Below are 17,974 nucleotides of genomic sequence, written 5' to 3' on the forward strand. Positions count from 1 at the left end.
ATCAGCCCAAGGCGGCATAACGCCATTACGGCCATTACGAATACTATCTTCAACTGCTTTGCGAGAACCGCCGTATAACCAAATTTTATCTGTTAGGTTTGGTGCGCCAAGCGCGTGAGAACCTTTTCCATCCGCGCCGTGACAAGCCGCGCACATAACAAAGCGCTCTTCACCTGCTTTTGCTTCAACGGCGTTAACACGTCGACCGCTTAGTTTAAGTACGTAAGTTGCAACTTCTTTAACACCTTGTTCACCTAAGATCTCTTTCCAAGCTAGCATTGCCCCCTGACGGCCGTGCATTATGCTCTCTTTAATATTTTGTGCTTCACCACCGTATAACCAATCGTTATCAGTCAGGTTCGGGAAGCCTTTACTGCCACGTGCATCTGATGCATGACACTGAGCGCAGTTTTGCAGAAATAAACGTTGACCTACTTTGACCGCTTCGGGATCTTTGGCGATTAGCGTGAGATCTTTGTAAACACCATTTTCATCATAAGCAAGCTGCTTAAATACTGCGCCATATTTTTCTTCTGCTGCATTCATTTCTCTTTGATATTGAGAATGTGAAGTCTCAGCAAGCGCCTGAGATTCTTCCAGTGACATGACACTCTGCTCTGAACTTGTCCAGTTAAGCAAGCCATTCCAGTTTGCTGTATAGCTTGGGAATGCAAAACTATATAGCAAACCAATCACTATGGTGAACCAAAATAGGCCCGTCCACCATTTTGGTAATGGGTTATTTAATTCTTGAATGCCGTCAAAACTATGCGGCATGGGTTTGCCTTCTTCCACGCCGGTATTATTTTTTGATGTTGCGTGAAGCAGTACTGCGCAACCAATAATAACGATTAGTGTGATCACTGTGATCCATATTGTCCAAAAAATGCTCATTATTTTTTAGCTCCCGTATGTTTGCTGTCATTGCTTGCATACGTTGTTGAGTCTTGAGGTTCATCGAAAATAGAATTGGCGATCTTCTCAAATGACTTTTTATGTTTTTTACTGTATGCCCATAAAATCAAAGCAACGAAAATAATAATTAAGAACAGCGTATACAGTCCATTAAATGTTGCGTAATCCATAAAGCCTCCAGTAGATGGAATCAGCACTCAGTAACTGAGCACTGTGGTTATTTATCTAAATGCGTGACCAAGTGACTGCAAATAAGCAATTAATGCCTGCATCTCAGTTTTTCCTGCAACAGCTGCTTTTGCACCTGAAATATCTTGATCCGTATACGGTACACCGAAGTTGTTTTTAAATATCTCCAATTTACGCGCCGTATCTTCACCTGTTAACCGGTTCTCGGCAAGCCATGGGAAGCCCGGCATATTGGATTGTGGTACCACATCTCTTGGATTAAGCAGGTGCAGTTCATGCCAGGCATCGGAGTAACGTTGACCAACACGTGCCAGATCCGGACCTGTGCGTTTTGAACCCCATAAAAACGGATGTTCCCAAACACCTTCACCAGCGACACTGTAGTGACCGTAACGCTCGGTTTCAGCTCGGAAAGGACGAATCATCTGGCTGTGACATACACTACAACCTTCACGGATGTAAATATCACGACCTTCCATTTCCAATGCAGTATAGGGACGCAGCGTATCAACAGGCTCGTTTGTCTCTTTTTGGAAGAGCAATGGTGTTATTTGCGCTAAACCACCAAAGCTAATTGCAATGATGATAAAGATTGCCAGTAGACCAACATTCTTTTCAATAAATTCGTGCTTCATTATTTAACTCCCTGACTAACCAAGTTCTTGAGGCTTGATAGAGCCTTCTTTTGCGACAACTGTTTTGTATGTGTTGTAAGCCATTACAAACATACCAGATAAGAAGACTAAACCTCCGATGAAACGGATAGTGTAGAACGGGTATGACTTCTCTAAGGACTCAACAAAAGTGTAAGTTAATGTTCCGTCATCGTTAACCGCACGCCACATCAGACCTTGCATTACACCTGAAATCCACATCGCCACAATGTATAAAACCGTGCCTATTGTTGCTAACCAGAAATGCAGGTTAATCATGGCAACACTGTACATCCCTTTTTGATTAAATAAGCGTGGGACTAGGTGGTAAATTGCGCCAATAGAAACCATTGCAACCCAGCCTAATGCACCTGAATGTACATGACCAACTGTCCAGTCAGTGTAATGAGACAGGGCATTTACTGTTTTTATTGCCATCATAGGACCTTCAAAGGTCGACATACCGTAGAAAGAGAGTGATACAACTAAGAAACGTAAAATAGGATCCGTACGTAGTTTATGCCAAGCTCCCGATAACGTCATAATACCGTTGATCATGCCGCCCCAAGATGGCGCAAATAAAATCAATGACATAACCATACCTAAAGATTGTGCCCAATCGGGTAAGGCGGTGTAATGAAGGTGATGCGGGCCTGCCCAGATATAGACTGCGATTAGAGCCCAAAAATGGATAATAGATAAACGGTAAGAGTAAACAGGGCGTTCTGCTTGTTTTGGTACAAAGTAATACATCATCCCCAAGAAACCAGCGGTTAATAAGAAACCAACCGCGTTATGGCCATACCACCACTGCACCATTGCATCGACAGCGCCAGAATAGACAGAGTAAGATTTCATGCTGCTCATTGAAACAGGAATGGCGAGGCTGTTGACAATATGCAAGACAGCAACAGTCAAAATAAATGCCCCGAAGAACCAGTTTGCAACATAGATATGTGATGTTTTACGTATCGCTAATGTGCCGAAGAATACGACTGCATAGACTACCCATACCGCAGTGATAAGCAGATCGATTGGCCATTCAAGTTCTGCATATTCTTTTGAAGTGGTATAACCTAAAGGCAGTGAAATAGCCGCAGAAAGAATGACTAATTGCCAGCCCCAAAATACCACCGAAGCAAGAGAGCCGCCAAACAAACGAGTTTGACAGGTACGCTGCACCACGTAAAAAGAGGTTGCCATTAATGCCGAAGTACCGAATGCAAAGATTACTGCATTAGTATGTAGCGGACGTAAACGGCTGTATGTTAACCAAGGCGTATCGAAGTTAAGTACGGGCCAGACCAGTTGAGCTGCGATTAGTACCCCGACAGTCATACCAACAATACCCCAGAATATGGTGGTAAGTGTAAACTGACGGACAACTTTATAGTTGTAGTCAGGTTGAATTGTAGTTGCGGTTGTCATTATTTTGATTCCATGCATTTATTTACAATGTACGTGTGTTATGACGTAATATAAGTAATTATTGTCCATCAACAAATCATATTTTTAATTACGCTATAAAAACATATCTATTTGCGCAGAAGTTTACGTGAAGATGTTTAAAATGAACAGAATTTGGTTGCTTAATTGTTAATAAGTTTGCTGTTTATGTTAAAAGGCGGGTGTTACTCACTATTTTTACAGGGGTTTTAAATGTTAACGAAAAGTAGAGTTGCGCTGTTGTTTATTATGCTGCTAATTGTTCTAGCGCTAGTGGCATGGAGGACGGTCGATAACGTGCACGGCTCTCTGATAAATTCTGAACTCAACGCCAGTGAACAGTTAAAAGCTAATCTTGTCCGCTGCGATTATTTCAGTCCCTGTGAGTTTATTACCAAGCAGGGGACATTTTGGTTATCTGTTAATAATCCTCCTATCAAAGCTGAGCAGTGGATCGATTTTAATTTACAATCCGAATTGAAAACGTGGCGGGTAAAGGAAGCAAAAATTGTAGGAAAAAGTATGTTTATGGGACGTATTCCAGTTTTCTTTAAACCCATAGATAAGGGGTTATTTACTGCCAAAACTCTGCTTGGAGCTTGCAGCACTTCTGAGATGATTTGGCAGTTACAAATATCGGTCGAAGTGAATGATATTACCGAAGTGCTGTTGTTTGATTTTGTGGTTCGCCATTAATGCAGTGGATAAATTCTGCCTGAAATTATTCAGGCAGAATTTGCATAATTTATTTTATTAAAAAACGTTTTTTCAGTAGCTGGTCAAGCGAGATTAGCCCCGCGCCCCAAACCACATTGATAAGAATCATTAATCCCCATAATTTGTGATCATAGAAACCGCCATCCCAAAGTACGGGATATGAAATAACAGCCATTATATTGAAAACAAATAAAACAGCAGCCATGGGTCTTGTCAATAATCCGAATAATAGAAATATCGGGATTATCAATTCAGCGGCGGTGCCTAAATATGCCGCCATTTCCCATGGCAGAAAGGGGACTTGGTACTCTTCTTCAAAAAGGTATAAGGTGCTATCCCAAGTGGTTATTTTCAAATAACCGGATTTAAAAAAGACACTCGCCACCCAAAAACGTGTAAATAACAGCAGAATAGGTATGAAGTAGCAGTGCATTTTTTGCACTGCTTGCTGATAAAGTTCGAGTAAAGCTTTCATAAATCTTCCTTAATAGTAAATCCGTTGAGTAGATCTTTTTCCATTAATGCAGGTAAAAACTGATGTAAATCATAAGGTTCTACTTGTCCTAAACATTGATGGTTGGAAATTTGTTGAACCAGTAAAAACTCCTCTCTGCTTAAGGTGATAAGTTCAATACTGAAATCGGCTTGTTTTTTTAAAGCCATATAACAAGGCGTGTTTAAGTCTGTTTCCTGTACTTTGTTGTCAATAATCATCTGATACAAATATTGGATATTTTGCTCACTTGCAAAGAGATTAATTTGTGATGGAACTTGAAATGTCATTATTGCAAATTGTTCAGCTTGTACAGTTGCAAGCTTTTTAATATCTAGTCTCTGGGTTTGCAGTTGCGCATTGCTTGTTTGTTCTAATAACCATTCAAAACGAGCCATTTCAGCAATATATGGCAAACTCTTTAGCTGTTTTAGGTTTTGTAAAAAATCACTAAAACCATTACCGTAGCTGATTATGTTATTTTCCTGTGGTGGTTGTTGTAAAATGAACTGCCGGGCTACGACATTAAAAAACTCTTCCCCCACTAGAGATAAGGTATGCTGATAAGTAACTGCAAGCGCTTCTGTTACTCCCATTACAAAACTATTGCGGTAAACTTGTAGTAACTCATTGCTCGAGAATGCATCTTTTTCTTGAATTTCAGACTCAATCAAATCGTTTTTATATAACAGTGCTTCACTAAATTGCTGCTGCAGTTTATTAAGTTTCATCAATACTGCCTCCATCAATATATTGCCTGATTCTTTTGGCTTTGTTGTGCTCCTCAATTAATGTTTCAAGTGGTGGGATATCTAAGTCCCACTCTATTAGTGTGATTGCATCTGTTTTTGTAGATTTTATATATTGACTATAAATATCCCAAACATCAGTGCTAACAAAGGTGCTGTGGGTATCAATTAAAATCGAATCATTATTAATAAGCTTTTTAGTAAAACCCGCTAAATGAATCTCTTGTACTGCTTGGTCATTTATAACATCAAGATATTTTTCAACTGAAAATTGATGATTAGTCGCACTGACATAAATATTATTAAGATCGAGTAACAATCCACAACCTGTTTGTCTGGCTATTTCATTAATAAATTCAGGTTCGCTCATTTCACTGTTTTTATACTCTAGATAGGAAGAGGGGTTTTCGATAAGTATCTGCCTTTGTAAATGATCTTGAACTTGATTGACATTGTTTACAAAACAGGACATTGCATCTTTGGTGTAGGGAATCGGTAACAGGTCGTTAAAGAAATTGCCCTGCAGTGAGCACCAACTTAAATGATCAGAAACCAGTGCAGGTTGAAAGCGATCAACTAACTGCTTTAGGTTATTTAAGTGGCTTTTGCTGATCGGATCACTACTGCCAAGTGATAAGCCAATGCCGTGAAAGCTCATTGGGTAAAATTCAGCAATTTGTTGAAGATAAAAATGATTTTGACTGTGTGGGTTAAAATAGTTTTCGCTGTGTATTTCTAAAAAGCCAACTTCAGGTAAAGAAGATAAAACATCTTGATAGTGGGGCGAACGTAATCCTATTCCAACTGTACCCTTATTCATTTTTTTCACAAAAACACACCTTTTTAATTAAACCTGGAATTAGGGAGTAAACTCCCTAATTACATAAAAAATTCTAAGACGCTTTGGGTGCTTTGGGCGTTAAACTACCCCCTGCTAATTTTTCACATAAACCTTTCGGTACAGCAAGAAAGGCATCACCCTGGTTATCAACTTTTGAAGTACCAGCACATGAGCTTGTTTTTGTTGCGCAGTCATTTTGCCCTGCAGCTGCAACGCCATAACATTTCTCTTTACTTGCAGCCATTGCTGGTGTTGAAACAAGCGCGCTACCCACGGCAATAAGTGTTGAAACAGTTGCAGCTAAAGCAAGATTTGATTTTTTCATAATAGATGTCCTGTATATAATAAAATTAAGCAAGCACGGTTTGTGCGTTTAGTTGTTGTATTCAATAATATAAACCGAGGAATCAGCAAAAAAATTTCAAATTTTTTAACTTTTTTTTAACTTTTTACCAACAAAATAATATAGTTGTTTATTTTCAATGTGTTAGTGCCAGGTGTTGTTTGTTATTTTTGGGGCTAAAAAGGAAAGATTCTTAGGGTATGGTAACTAAATTAATTTATTTCTCTAAAAACAAAATAAAAGTTAGTTATGGGCTTTACCTTTACCTTTACCTTTATCTCAAGATGCAAATAATCGAAATACCTAAAGCTAGATCTTGTTCAAAAATAAAACAAAATATTTTACTTTTATGCTTCCCCTATAGCAGTACATTATATTATTTATTGATTGAACTGACGGTAAATAATATATTAGAGGTTACTAATGAATGTGCTGATGCTGTTACTGCACTGTATCTATTTGAACAATATAAAGCAGCGTTAGCATGGAATATAAGATGTTTAAGTATACGGATGAATTCAGTGCTAACTTAGGCGCTGTTTAATAACAATGGGCACTTTATAGAATCATTCGCTTTGTTATCCTGTATTGCTCTACGCCCATGCTGTCGTCGTAAAAAAAACAGTGATCTCTTTGCAGTTGTTTTATTGCAGATACTATACTTGTTTAGATATTTACATTAATGGATTTATCAAATATGAAACAGCTTCCTCACTACATACTACTTATTGTTTCCCTTGTTTTTAATTTATCTTTTTCTAATCAATTATTGGCAGCGCCCAAAATAATCTTTTGGAATGGTCATCAACATGCTGATTATATCGTTAAGCTGGTTGATGAATTTCAAAAGTTACACGGTATTGAGGTAGAGCTGCATCAATTTCTTTCCCCGCAACTGAGGGACGAGGTGTTAACGCAAGCCAGAACCAATCAGTTACCAGACTTACTCTATATTCCCGGTGATTTTGTCGGGCTTTATCAAGAGATTAATCTTACACCCGTGCCCGCTGGCTGGATGTCTGACGAGCTTGATCTTAGGGTGAGAGATGCGGGGAAAGTTGATGGTAACTATTATGGTGTTCCGTTATTTCAGGGAAATCATCTTATGTTGCTTTACAATCGTACACTGGTAAAAAAACCGATCGCGACTTGGGAAGAATTAAAATCTCAGATGAAAGAATTTCCGGCTGATATGCAATATCCGATCACCTGGAATTATAGGGAGATGTATTGGTTGATTCCATTTATGTCGGCATTTGAATCTTGGCCATTAGATGGTGACAAGATCACGCTTGATACGCCGCAAATGGAGCAAGCATTAACTTTCTATAAAACTTTAGCTGATGATCGGCTGGTGGATACTGAGTGTGATCATGACTGCAGTGTCGCTCGTTTTAAAGCCGGAAAGTCGGCTTATATGATAAATGGTGATTGGGTTATTCGGGATCTGGAAAAGGAGATGGGGGATAAACTTGGAATAGCAATGTTACCTATGATAGCGGCTAAACCTATGATCCCTATGTTTAGTGGTTATGTTTTAGCGTATCCAAATTTATCTGAAAATAGCATTAAATTTGAGATGCTTAAGAAATTTACTCAATTTTCTCAGAGCAAACTGGCCCAAGAGATAATACAGAATCAAGGCGGATTGATCTCCGTTAATAATGAAGTTTTGGCACAAGATACAACAGAAAAAAGTGAAAATAATAAAGCTGTGATAAAACAGATGCGTTCAACTCAGAATATGCCGACAAGTCCTAATATGACTATCGCATGGTCTGCAATGGCCAAAGGTTTTTCCCGTTTTATGGATCACAATTACAGTGTTAAAAAAACAGTTCAGCTGATGCAGCGAGTGGCAGAACGGGAACTGAAACGTCGCAAAAGGGTGTCTAATACCACCGACAAATAAATATCTATCTACAAGCTAACTGATATCGATACTGGGGGATTGCTTTGCGTTTACGAACCTTAAGTTTTATTTTATTAACAACCATTGCACTGATTCCAAGTTTGATACTTTCGGGGGTTATTTACCAAAAAGTCTATCAGCAGGTTGAAATGGGCATTGAGCAGAAATTAGGGCGAGTTGCGAAGCAGATTAATAGCGATGTATTACATCAGGTTGAATTATTAGCAACGGGCCTTAATCTTTTATCTGAGCAGAAACTGATGCGCTTAGGTATTGATAATTTACTCTACTCAGGACAAGTATTGAGCGCATTAAACCATTTTGGTAAGAGCAACCCATTAATTGAATCGCTCTATCTGATCTCCGAAGATGGTTTTGTGGTGGAATCTTATGCTGGCAATATTTTGGCTTTAGAAGAGTCTAATCTTATTAAACTTGAGTATGATAGCAAATCAGTAAGCTACTCTAGTAAACCTGCAATGCAGCAGTTTATGGTCAGCCCTTGGGTCGAACATTTTGAAAACCCCAATTTACTTGAAAAAGAAAATGAATCTCACGGTATCGCATTTATTGTTCCTGTGTCTTCTGCCATAAAGTTAAACTCCATTGAGGTACACGGTTATTTGCTTGCAATTATGCCTGTCTCCAAAATAGTAGAGTTAGCCGATCAAGTAAAAACAGCTCAGGAGAAGGTTAATTTTTCTTTACAAGGAAATGTTATTGATGGCGAAGCCATTAGTGACGATGAGCCGTCCGTTATTAAAAGCAGCCGAATTGCTTTTAGCAGTGCTAAATTTAGAAATATATTATGGTTAGATCTGAATGTCGCACAATCTAATCAAGCGATGGCAGCAAGTATTCACCATGTTATGTCACCAGTACTGACTGCTGGAGCTGTTATTTTGCTGGCTTTGATTTTGATTGCGATTGTTATAGCGCATTTTTTCTCTCGGGGATTTAACCAGTTAAATACACTTATTCATGGATTTGAGCTTGGCAAAACAGTTCTTCCCAAACCATTTTTTATTTTTGAATTAAAGGATGTAAATGGCAAAATACTTTTTTCCAGACCATTTTTTATCGTGGAATTTAAGGATGTAAATAATCTGTTATGCCGTCTGCAAAAAACCATAAATCAGCAGATGCGTATCTTGGAGGATAAAAATAGTGAGTTGGTCAAAGTAAATTTGTTGCGGGAAAAATATTTGACCGAAGTTCGAGAATTAAACTCAGGGCTTGAGCAACAGGTGGAGTTACGCACAAGTGAGTTAGAGAAAACCCTGAGTAAAGTGGAGCACAGCCATTTTGTATTTGAACAATTAATTCAGTTCCGACGACTGCTGGAGTCTTGTCGCGGTAACAGAGCTGTTGCTAAAACGATATTTGAAAGTATTGACACCTGCTTACCAGATGTGTCGATTGCATTGTTTCTTCCTGAGCAACTTAAACACCGAAGCATATCCAGCTGTCAGAATATGAACGATTTAGACTTTGCTGCTATTAACGAGCAACTTTCTTGTTGTGATAATAAGCAAGTAGGGGCTAAGCAGATAAGCGTTGCTGACACAGCGTTGCATGTTACTAGCTTTAGTGTTGGTACTGACCAGTATGGTTGGTTGATTATAAACAACCAAGGCTTTCAATCTGAAAAAAACAGCTGGTTAACGCTGTTTCTAACCGAGATTAGCAGTTATTTAGTGATGCGCTCATTAAATGAAAATTTAGATATGCTAGCGAGCACCGATTCATTAACCGGTTTAAAAAACCGTCAAGCATTTGATCAGTTATTGTCTAAGCTGGAAATACAAGCCGATTCAGAAGTTGGTTTGTATGTTATTGATGTTAATGGTTTAAAAGAGGTCAATGATAAACAAGGTCACGAACAAGGTGATGCTTTAATTAAAGAGGCTGCGAAATTACTGAATAAATGTACGCAAGATATTAGCAAACAGGTTTTCCGTATCGGCGGAGATGAATTTGCAATTATACTTAGCGAAGATAAGCTGAATCATGTAGATAAACTGACAGGTAATTTAGTTCAACAGCAGCTTATTGCTCGTGGCAACAAGTCGACTGTAAACTTCGCATTTGGTTATGCATCAACTGCTGAATGCTCCTTTGCAATGCTTTATAAAGCTGCCGATAGTAAAATGTATATCAACAAAGCAAATTATTACCGAAGAAGAAAGGGGGATCGGAGAAGCTCTAGTTAATAGCACTGTATCGCTATTTGGATATGTACACAAATTGGTTTATCAGTTTGCTTTGAGCTGATAACTCTGTAGCCATCGCAAGTTGATTAATTAAGTTGTTAGTCTGAGATGTGCAGCTCTGCATCGTTTCCGTTCTAAGCGAGAGGTTATTCATGCATCTTGATGTGGCTTGGGTATAGCCTTATTTCATTAGGGAAAATTTCACCATCCACAAAAAAGGCGCTTAAAAGCGCCTTTTTCTATTAAGTTATTAGTTGATTATAGATTTTGTAAAATCGCATCAACTGATGCTTTAGCATCACCTAATAACATTTCAGAGTTCTCTTTAAAGAACAGTGGGTTTTGAACACCTGCGTAACCTGCACCCATTGAACGTTTAAAGACAACAACTTTTTCTGCTTCCCAAACACTCAGCACCGGCATGCCTGAAATTGGCGTGCCCGGCTCGTTAGCTGCCGGGTTAACCGTATCATTTGCGCCAATAACTAAAACAACATCAGTATCACTAAGATCATCGTTGATCTCATCCATCTCTAATACGATATCGTAAGGCACTTTAGCTTCTGCTAACAGTACGTTCATATGACCCGGAAGTCGTCCGGCAACAGGGTGGATACCGAAACGTACATTTTTACCTTTAGCGCGCAGACGCTTAGTAAGTTCTGCAACAGGGTATTGAGCCTGTGCTACAGCCATACCGTAACCTGGAACAATAACTACATTTTTAGCAGTGGCTAATGAATCTGCAACTTCTTGAGCGCTGGTTTCAAAGTGTGTGCCGTAGTCCTGATCGTCATTTTGTGCTGTAGCTTCATTACCAAAGCCACCTAAAATAACACTGATAAATGAGCGGTTCATCGCTTTACACATAATGTAAGAGAGGATAGCACCGCTTGAACCTACCAATGCACCGATAATGATTAATAGATCATTTGATAACATGAAACCTGTTGCAGCTGCCGCCCAACCTGAGTAAGAGTTAAGCATTGAAACAACAACTGGCATATCTGCACCACCAATTGAAGCCACTAAATGCCAACCAAATGCTAATGCAATAATGGTCATAAGTATCAGTGCCGTTAAGCCCCAACCACCGCTAATAAAACCAACCAGCAGCAGCACTGATGAAGTGATAGCTGCAATGTTTATCCAGTTTTTACCCGGCAGAGAAAGGGCTGCACTGTTAACGCGACCACTTAATTTCCCAAAAGCAACAATAGAGCCTGTAAAAGTAACTGCACCGATAAAGATACCTAAGAACACTTCTACGTTATGAATCGTTTTGGCCGCACCCAATAAAATATCATGGTCAAGGTAAGAGTTAAAGCCGATAACTGTTGCCGCTAAACCAACAAAACTATGTAAGATAGCAATAAGTTCCGGCATTGATGTCATTTCAACTGTCGTGGCTAAACGAATACCGATAGCTGCACCAATAACCATTAAAACAGCAACTAAAGTGTAACTCCAAGCTCCAGCATCCCCTGCATTTACCATTGCGCCAATCGTTGCAATAATCGCAATGGTCATGCCGATAATACCGAAAACGTTACCCTGTTTTGCTGTTTCTTGACTGCTTAAGCCACTTAAGCTGGCAATAAATAAAAGTGCTGCGATGATATATGCAGCTGTGATTAATCCTTCTGACATGATTATTTATCCTTTTGGAACATTTTCAACATACGGTGTGTCACGGTAAATCCGCCGACAATATTGATGGTTGCGATAAGAATGGCAAGTAGAGCGAATGTATTAACATACCAGTAGTCACTGCCAACTTGTAATAATGCACCAACAATAATGATACTGCTGATTGCGTTAGTAACACTCATAAGCGGAGTGTGCAGTGAATGAGCAACATTCCAAACTACGCCGTAACCAACGATACATGCCAGCATAAATACCGTGAAATGCGCTAGGAAGTCAGTTGGTGCAACACTTGCTAACCAGCCAAACAGGCCGGCAGCTACAATGGCAGCAACAGGTTTAATCCATTTATTCGGAGCTTTCTCTTCAACAACGACAGCTGCTTTTTCTTCTGCTGGTTTAGCTGCAGGTTGTGCACTGACATTAATTGCTGGTGGTGGCCAAGAGATTTCACCCTCTTTAACAACCGTTGCACCGCGGATAACTTCATCTTCAAAATCAATATCGATTTGACCGTCTTTGTTTTTACAAAGCAGCTTCATTAAGTTAACAAGGTTGGTTGAGTAAAGTTGGCTTGATTGTGTTGGTAAACGGCTTGGCAGGTCGGTATAACCAATGATTTTTACACCATTCTCAGTATGGAAAATTTCATCTTTAACCGTTAATGCCGCGTTACCGCCAGCCGCTGCTGCTAAATCAACAATCACGCTGCCAGATTTCATTGATGCAATCATTGCTTCAGAAATGATTTTAGGAGCTGGTTTACCTGGGATAAGAGCAGTGGTGATAATGATATCAACATCTTTTGCCTGCTCTGCCATCATTTCAGCTTGCGCCGCTTGATAACCTTCACTCATGGTTTTAGCGTAACCGTCTGTACTTACTGCAGTGTCCTCGACGTAATTAACCTCAAGAAATTCTGCACCCATACTTTCGATCTGTTCTTTTACTTCAGGACGAGTATCAAATGCACGAACAATGGCACCTAAACTACCAGCCGCACCAAGAGCGGAAAGACCAGCAACACCTGCGCCGATAATCAGTACTTTTGCTGGCGGCACTTTACCTGCAGCTGTGATTTGCCCGGTAAAGAAACGCCCAAATTGATTTGCAGCTTCGATAACAGCACGGTAACCGGCGATATTTGCCATTGAACTTAATGCATCAAGTGCTTGTGCACGAGAAGTACGCGGCACAGAGTCCATTGCGATAACGCTGATTTTTTTAGCGGTTAGCTTTTCCAGTAATTCTGGATTTTGCGCTGGCCAAATGAAACTTACTAAGGTTGCCCCTTCTTTCATCTGTCCAATTTCATTATCAGTAGGCGCATTAACTTTAAAGATAATATCTGACTGCCATACAAGTTCATTGTCAGTGCCAATTTCGGCACCTGAATCCTGGTAAGCTTGATCAGAAAAGCTAGCTGCCGTTCCTGCGTTTGTTTCTACAAGAAAAGTGAAACCTTGTTTAATCAGTAACTCAACTGTTTTAGGAGTTGCTGCTACGCGGTTTTCATTTTCTTGGATCTCTCTAGGTATACCTATTTGCATAGTAAGTCCGTGATCGCTTGTTATTATGATTGGTGGTATTACGTACAATAAAAGGGAAAATTGTTCAGGCTTATTTTCGTCTTTTATTTATAGCAATTACATAAAAACAGATACACATTTTAGTGTATTCATTTTTAAGCAAATTATTTTATTTGTTCTTTTCTTACAACAAAAAATTCAAGGCTAAATATTAGTGAATAAATATGCTTTCGGCTACTGTTTTAAGCGTATAAATTAGCATTTTTACAATGTTCGCGTTACTTGATATAGCAAATAGCTATATCAAACGTTAAATTGTTAATGAAATGTAAATAAATGGCGGTTTTCTTATTGATTTTTAACGTTAGAATAAGCTGAGTTAAATCTTAGAAAATATGTCGGACAGTAAAATGTAATTAGCTATCCAACTTTGTCGTAACAGTTATTTTCTATAAAATATCGGTAAAAGGAGGCGGACAGTTAAAGGTGATCCTTTCTTCGCTTGTCGGGTGAGTTAGGGTGATGCTTGCTGCATGCAAAGCAAGACGTTGTGGTGAAAGTTGTCTACCAAAAACAGTTGCATAAAATTCATCGCCAACAATCGGGTGACCAAGTGCCTGCATATGAACGCGTAATTGGTGAGTGCGGCCAGTTAATGGTTTTAAACATACTACAGTTGTTTGTTTTTCACGTTTTACAACGCGCCACTGCGTTTGTGAGCTTTTTCCCTGTTCAAAGTCGACAATCTGACGCGGTCTGTTTTCCCAATCACAGCGAATAGGTAAGTCGACTAATCCACTCTCTTTTTCGATAATACCTTCAACACGTGCGTAATAGGTTTTATCAATCACTTTTTGTTGGAACTGACGTCCCATGTGACTCTGCGCGGATTTACGTAAAGCTAAAATGATAATTCCAGAGGTTGCTAAATCTAAGCGATGAACAACACATGCATTGGGCCAGACTCGTAAGATGCGCAGTGCCAAACTATCCCAATGTTTTTTTTCACGACCCGGTACACTCAATAAACCTGCCGGTTTATTTAATACAACAATATCTTCATCTTGATAAAGAATATCTAAGTAGGGCGTTTGTGGTGGGTGGTAAACAAAATTTGGCATATTGACTCTATTGAATAAATAAAGAGGAGCTAACTCCTCTTTATACAGTTAATGTAATCGTTAAAATATTACGATTGTGTGGAAACAATAAAACGAATCCCGTCTAACTTCAATTGAGTTTGATCTAATATCTGCTCAAAATTCGTTTGTTGATCGCGAATATATTGAATTTCATCTTCACGGATATTTGGGTTTACCGCTTGTAATGCCTGCAGTCGATCGCGCTCCTGCTGCAATGTCTGTTGCATATCCTGTTTTGCATCAAGCAGAATCTCTGTCATTAATGATTGTGCCGTTGGCAGTGAATCTTTAATTAACTGATGAATTAATGGTTGTGATGCATTGGCAATTTTACGGCTAATATGACGGTTAATCGGCGTTAATTGACGATCAAAACTATCAAAAGTCACACTTTGTCCTAAATCTTTGCCATTTTTATCAAGTAACAAACGAATCGGAGTTGTCGGTAAAAAGCGACTTAATTGTGCATTATCGGTATTAAGTGCTTCAACTACGTAGATTAGCTCTAAGAAAGTAGAAGCTGCTGGCAGAGAGTTGTTTTTAAGAATAGCAATGGATGTTGTGCCAGTATCTGAGCTTAAAATCATCTCTATACCACCTGTGATCATCGGATGCTCCCAGCTTAGGTATTGCACATCATCACGGCTTAATGCGGTTTGACGATTGAAAGTAACGGTTGCGCCATCTTCACTTAAACCTGGGAAATCAGAGGTTAGCATATGATCGGTTGGGCGAAGTACTAAACAATGCTCGCTTTGATCTTCCTGTTGCACACCCACAACATCAAACAGCTGCAGAGCAAATTGGGTAAAGTCGGGTTTTTGATCCGCTTCAGTTAGATCATCAAGTAATTCACTTGGATGTAAAATACCGCTTGAGTTTATTTCAAGCAGTTTGTCACGTCCTTGTTCCAGCTGCTTTTTAAGCGTCTCATTAAAACTACGAGTTGTTTGAATTAATTTATCAAACTCACCATTATCGTTATTACCCGTCGCTAACAGTTGAATTAAATCATCTTTGATTGATTCGTAAACCGTATGACCCGTTGGCGTTGTCTGGGTAAAGGCTGACAAACCTTGTTCATACCAATGTTGCAGGAACTCCTGAGAAGTTTCCTTTAAATACGGCGTGTAAATTTGAATATCGCAACGTTGGCCAATTCGATCTAGACGACCAATACGTTGTTCAAGTAAATCTGGATTGATTGGAAGATCAAATAACACAAGATGATGTGCGAATTGGAAATTACGCCCTTCAGAGCCAATCTCAGAACAGACCATTACCTGCGCACCATCCTCGACTTGTGCAAAGTAGGCAGCCGCTTTATCTCGTTCAATCAGTGATAAACCTTCATGGAAAACGGCGACTTTAATTGCTTCTCGTGTGCGTAGCGCTTCTTCAATCGCTAATGCTGTTTCCGCTTGCGCGGCAATAATTAAGATCTTTTCGCCTTTTAACTGCTGAGTGAGATCAATCAACCAGCTGATGCGCGGATCAAATAGACACCATGAATTACTCGTTGTACCTTCAAATGCTTGATAAATCTGTTCTGGATAAAGAGCAGTAAACGCTTGTTGTTCTACTGTGCCGGAAGGCAACATTTTAGATACTTTAATTGCTGTTTTATATTGCTCAGGTAAAGGCAGGGCAATTGATTTTAAGCAGCGTTTTGGAAAACCTTGAATGGCAGAACGTGTATTACGAAATAATAAACGACCTGTACCGTGGCGATCTAATAGGTTACTAATTAATTCATGTTGGGCTTGTAGGCGTTCACTGTTTTCAAGAGAAAGATCATCAATAACATTAAGTAACGGTTGGATATCCCGCTCGCTAAGGAGTTCAGTAATACTATTTTTAGCGTCATCTGTTAATTGCTGGTTATCAAGTAACTGATTAACTGCATTTACAACTGGCTTGTAGCCTGTTTCTTCATTAACAAATGTTTGATAATCAAAGAAACGACTTGGATCAAGTAAACGTAAACGAGCAAAATGACTTTCATGCCCTAACTGCTCGGGTGTTGCGGTTAATAATAAAACCCCTGGAATGTCATTCGCTAATGCTTCAACAACTTGGTATTCGCGACTTGGCTTCTCTTTATCCCAAATAAGATGATGCGCTTCATCAACAATTAACAGATCCCAATCAGCTTCTAAAGCATGCTCAAAATGTTTTTTCTTACGTAATAGGTTAATGCTGCATAAAACTAATTGTTCAGTTTCAAAAGGGTTGATTTCATCAAGGTATGCTTCGTTACAGCGAGAGTCATCAAAAATACTGAAATGCAGGTTAAAACGACGGACCATTTCAACTAACCATTGGTGCTGTAAGTTTTCCGGTAATACAATTAATACACGTTTTGCACGACCTGTTATCAGCTGCTGGTGGATAATTAAACCCGCTTCAATAGTTTTACCAAGACCCACTTCATCCGCTAATAAAATACGGGGTGCATGGCGTTTGCCAACTTCTTCTGCAATGTAAAATTGGTGCGGGATAAGATCAACACGTGCTCCTAATAAACCACGTAAATTAGATTTTTGTTGCTGATGTTGATGAGTTAACGCTTTATAACGTAATACAAAACGTTCGAATTTATCAATTTGACCCGCAAAGAGTTTATCTTGCGGTTTATTAAATTTAATAAAGTTATTTAAAAAGGTTTCTTTTAACTGGCAAGGCTCACCTGTATCTACGCGCGTACCGACATAAGTAATTAAATTATCGGCCTCATTCACTTCACTCACCAATAACTTCCATTCATCATGGCTAAGGATTTCATCACCAATATTAAAACGAACACGGGTAATAGGTGCTTCTTCGATAGAATAAAGGCGTTGTTCACCGGAAGCTGCAAACAATAAGGTCAACATACGGCCCTCAATAGCCACGATAGTGCCTAACCCTAATTCTGATTCTGCATCACTGATCCAACGTTGGCCCAAAGAAAATGTCATAAAATACCACTCAAAATAAAACTGAAAACAAGAAAGGGCGCTATGTTACCTAAATCACATTGCAAGGTACTAGTCATAAATCTATAAAATTTGTCTTTATATCCAAACAAGTTAGAAATGCATTATTGCTAATTAACAAATGGCATGGATATGAATATAACTAGCATATAAATGAAGGAAAATAGACTTTGTTTATTAAATAGGCAAACGGAAGTTAAATGTAAA

The 17,974-nt window shown here is 39.1% G+C and carries 15 protein-coding genes; 3 read left to right on the plus strand and 12 right to left on the minus strand.

The genetic code is table 11. The annotated features are described in order from the left end of the window. The 4 genes from ccoP to ccoN all read right to left on the minus strand — a co-directional run. A partial coding sequence (gene ccoP, locus AC4GME_RS10565) for a cytochrome-c oxidase, cbb3-type subunit III (RefSeq protein ID WP_490379368.1) occupies positions 1-894 on the minus strand: 894 nt, incomplete at its 3' end. Beyond that, the gene (locus AC4GME_RS10570; protein WP_490376947.1) at positions 894-1,085 is read right to left on the minus strand and encodes a cbb3-type cytochrome oxidase subunit 3; all 192 of its coding nucleotides are present in this window, start codon (positions 1,083-1,085) and stop codon (positions 894-896) included. The genes ccoP and AC4GME_RS10570, both read right to left, overlap by 1 nt. Positions 1,086-1,136: 51 nt before the next feature. Then, positions 1,137-1,739, minus strand: a complete 603-nt coding sequence (ccoO, locus tag AC4GME_RS10575) for a cytochrome-c oxidase, cbb3-type subunit II (RefSeq protein ID WP_490376946.1) — start codon at positions 1,737-1,739, stop codon at positions 1,137-1,139. A gap of 15 nt (positions 1,740-1,754) precedes the next feature. After that, positions 1,755-3,185 (minus strand): cytochrome-c oxidase, cbb3-type subunit I, encoded by a 1,431-nt coding sequence (gene ccoN / locus AC4GME_RS10580; protein ID WP_490376945.1) that lies wholly within the window; start codon positions 3,183-3,185, stop codon positions 1,755-1,757. A gap of 231 nt (positions 3,186-3,416) precedes the next feature. Between ccoN and AC4GME_RS10585 the strand changes: the two genes are divergently transcribed. Then, on the plus strand, positions 3,417-3,899 hold the full coding sequence (locus tag AC4GME_RS10585; RefSeq protein WP_490376944.1) for a hypothetical protein: 483 nt from the start codon (positions 3,417-3,419) through the stop codon (positions 3,897-3,899). A gap of 49 nt (positions 3,900-3,948) precedes the next feature. Here the strand turns inward: AC4GME_RS10585 and AC4GME_RS10590 are convergent, their stop codons facing one another. The 4 genes from AC4GME_RS10590 to AC4GME_RS10605 form a co-directional block, all read right to left on the minus strand. Continuing rightward, positions 3,949-4,395: a DoxX family protein gene (locus AC4GME_RS10590; protein WP_490376943.1), complete on the minus strand. Its 447-nt coding sequence runs from the start codon at positions 4,393-4,395 to the stop codon at positions 3,949-3,951. Next, the gene (locus tag AC4GME_RS10595; protein ID WP_490376942.1) at positions 4,392-5,144 is read right to left on the minus strand and encodes an HvfC/BufC N-terminal domain-containing protein; all 753 of its coding nucleotides are present in this window, start codon (positions 5,142-5,144) and stop codon (positions 4,392-4,394) included. Before AC4GME_RS10595 ends, AC4GME_RS10590 begins: the two co-directional genes overlap by 4 nt. Next, entirely contained in the window at positions 5,134-5,982 is an 849-nt protein-coding gene (gene bufB / locus AC4GME_RS10600; RefSeq protein ID WP_490376958.1) for an MNIO family bufferin maturase, read from the minus strand. Before bufB ends, AC4GME_RS10595 begins: the two co-directional genes overlap by 11 nt. 73 nt (positions 5,983-6,055) lie before the next feature. After that, positions 6,056-6,328, minus strand: a complete 273-nt coding sequence (locus AC4GME_RS10605) for a BufA1 family periplasmic bufferin-type metallophore (protein ID WP_490376941.1) — start codon at positions 6,326-6,328, stop codon at positions 6,056-6,058. 715 nt (positions 6,329-7,043) lie between these two features. On the opposite strand from AC4GME_RS10605, the gene AC4GME_RS10610 reads away from it, so the two are divergent. Further along, entirely contained in the window at positions 7,044-8,258 is a 1,215-nt protein-coding gene (locus AC4GME_RS10610) for a sugar ABC transporter substrate-binding protein (RefSeq protein ID WP_490377584.1), read from the plus strand. A 44-nt stretch (positions 8,259-8,302) separates the two neighbouring features. Beyond that, on the plus strand, positions 8,303-10,471 hold the full coding sequence (locus AC4GME_RS10615; RefSeq protein WP_490377585.1) for a GGDEF domain-containing protein: 2,169 nt from the start codon (positions 8,303-8,305) through the stop codon (positions 10,469-10,471). Positions 10,472-10,729: 258 nt separating this feature from the next. Here AC4GME_RS10615 and pntB read toward each other — a convergent pair whose 3' ends face one another. The 4 genes from pntB to rapA all read right to left on the minus strand — a co-directional run bounded on the left by pntB (position 10,730) and on the right by rapA (position 17,749). Continuing rightward, positions 10,730-12,121, minus strand: a complete 1,392-nt coding sequence (gene pntB, locus AC4GME_RS10620) for a Re/Si-specific NAD(P)(+) transhydrogenase subunit beta (RefSeq protein WP_490377586.1) — start codon at positions 12,119-12,121, stop codon at positions 10,730-10,732. A 2-nt stretch (positions 12,122-12,123) separates the two neighbouring features. Beyond that, positions 12,124-13,668: a Re/Si-specific NAD(P)(+) transhydrogenase subunit alpha gene (locus AC4GME_RS10625; RefSeq protein WP_490379369.1), complete on the minus strand. Its 1,545-nt coding sequence runs from the start codon at positions 13,666-13,668 to the stop codon at positions 12,124-12,126. Positions 13,669-14,096: 428 nt separating this feature from the next. Further along, on the minus strand, positions 14,097-14,768 hold the full coding sequence (locus AC4GME_RS10630) for an RluA family pseudouridine synthase (protein ID WP_490377588.1): 672 nt from the start codon (positions 14,766-14,768) through the stop codon (positions 14,097-14,099). A gap of 68 nt (positions 14,769-14,836) precedes the next feature. Continuing rightward, on the minus strand, positions 14,837-17,749 hold the full coding sequence (gene rapA / locus AC4GME_RS10635) for an RNA polymerase-associated protein RapA (RefSeq protein ID WP_490379370.1): 2,913 nt from the start codon (positions 17,747-17,749) through the stop codon (positions 14,837-14,839). Between the last annotated feature and the right edge of the window lie 225 nt (positions 17,750-17,974).

This window comes from Psychromonas sp., from assembly GCF_983033635.1.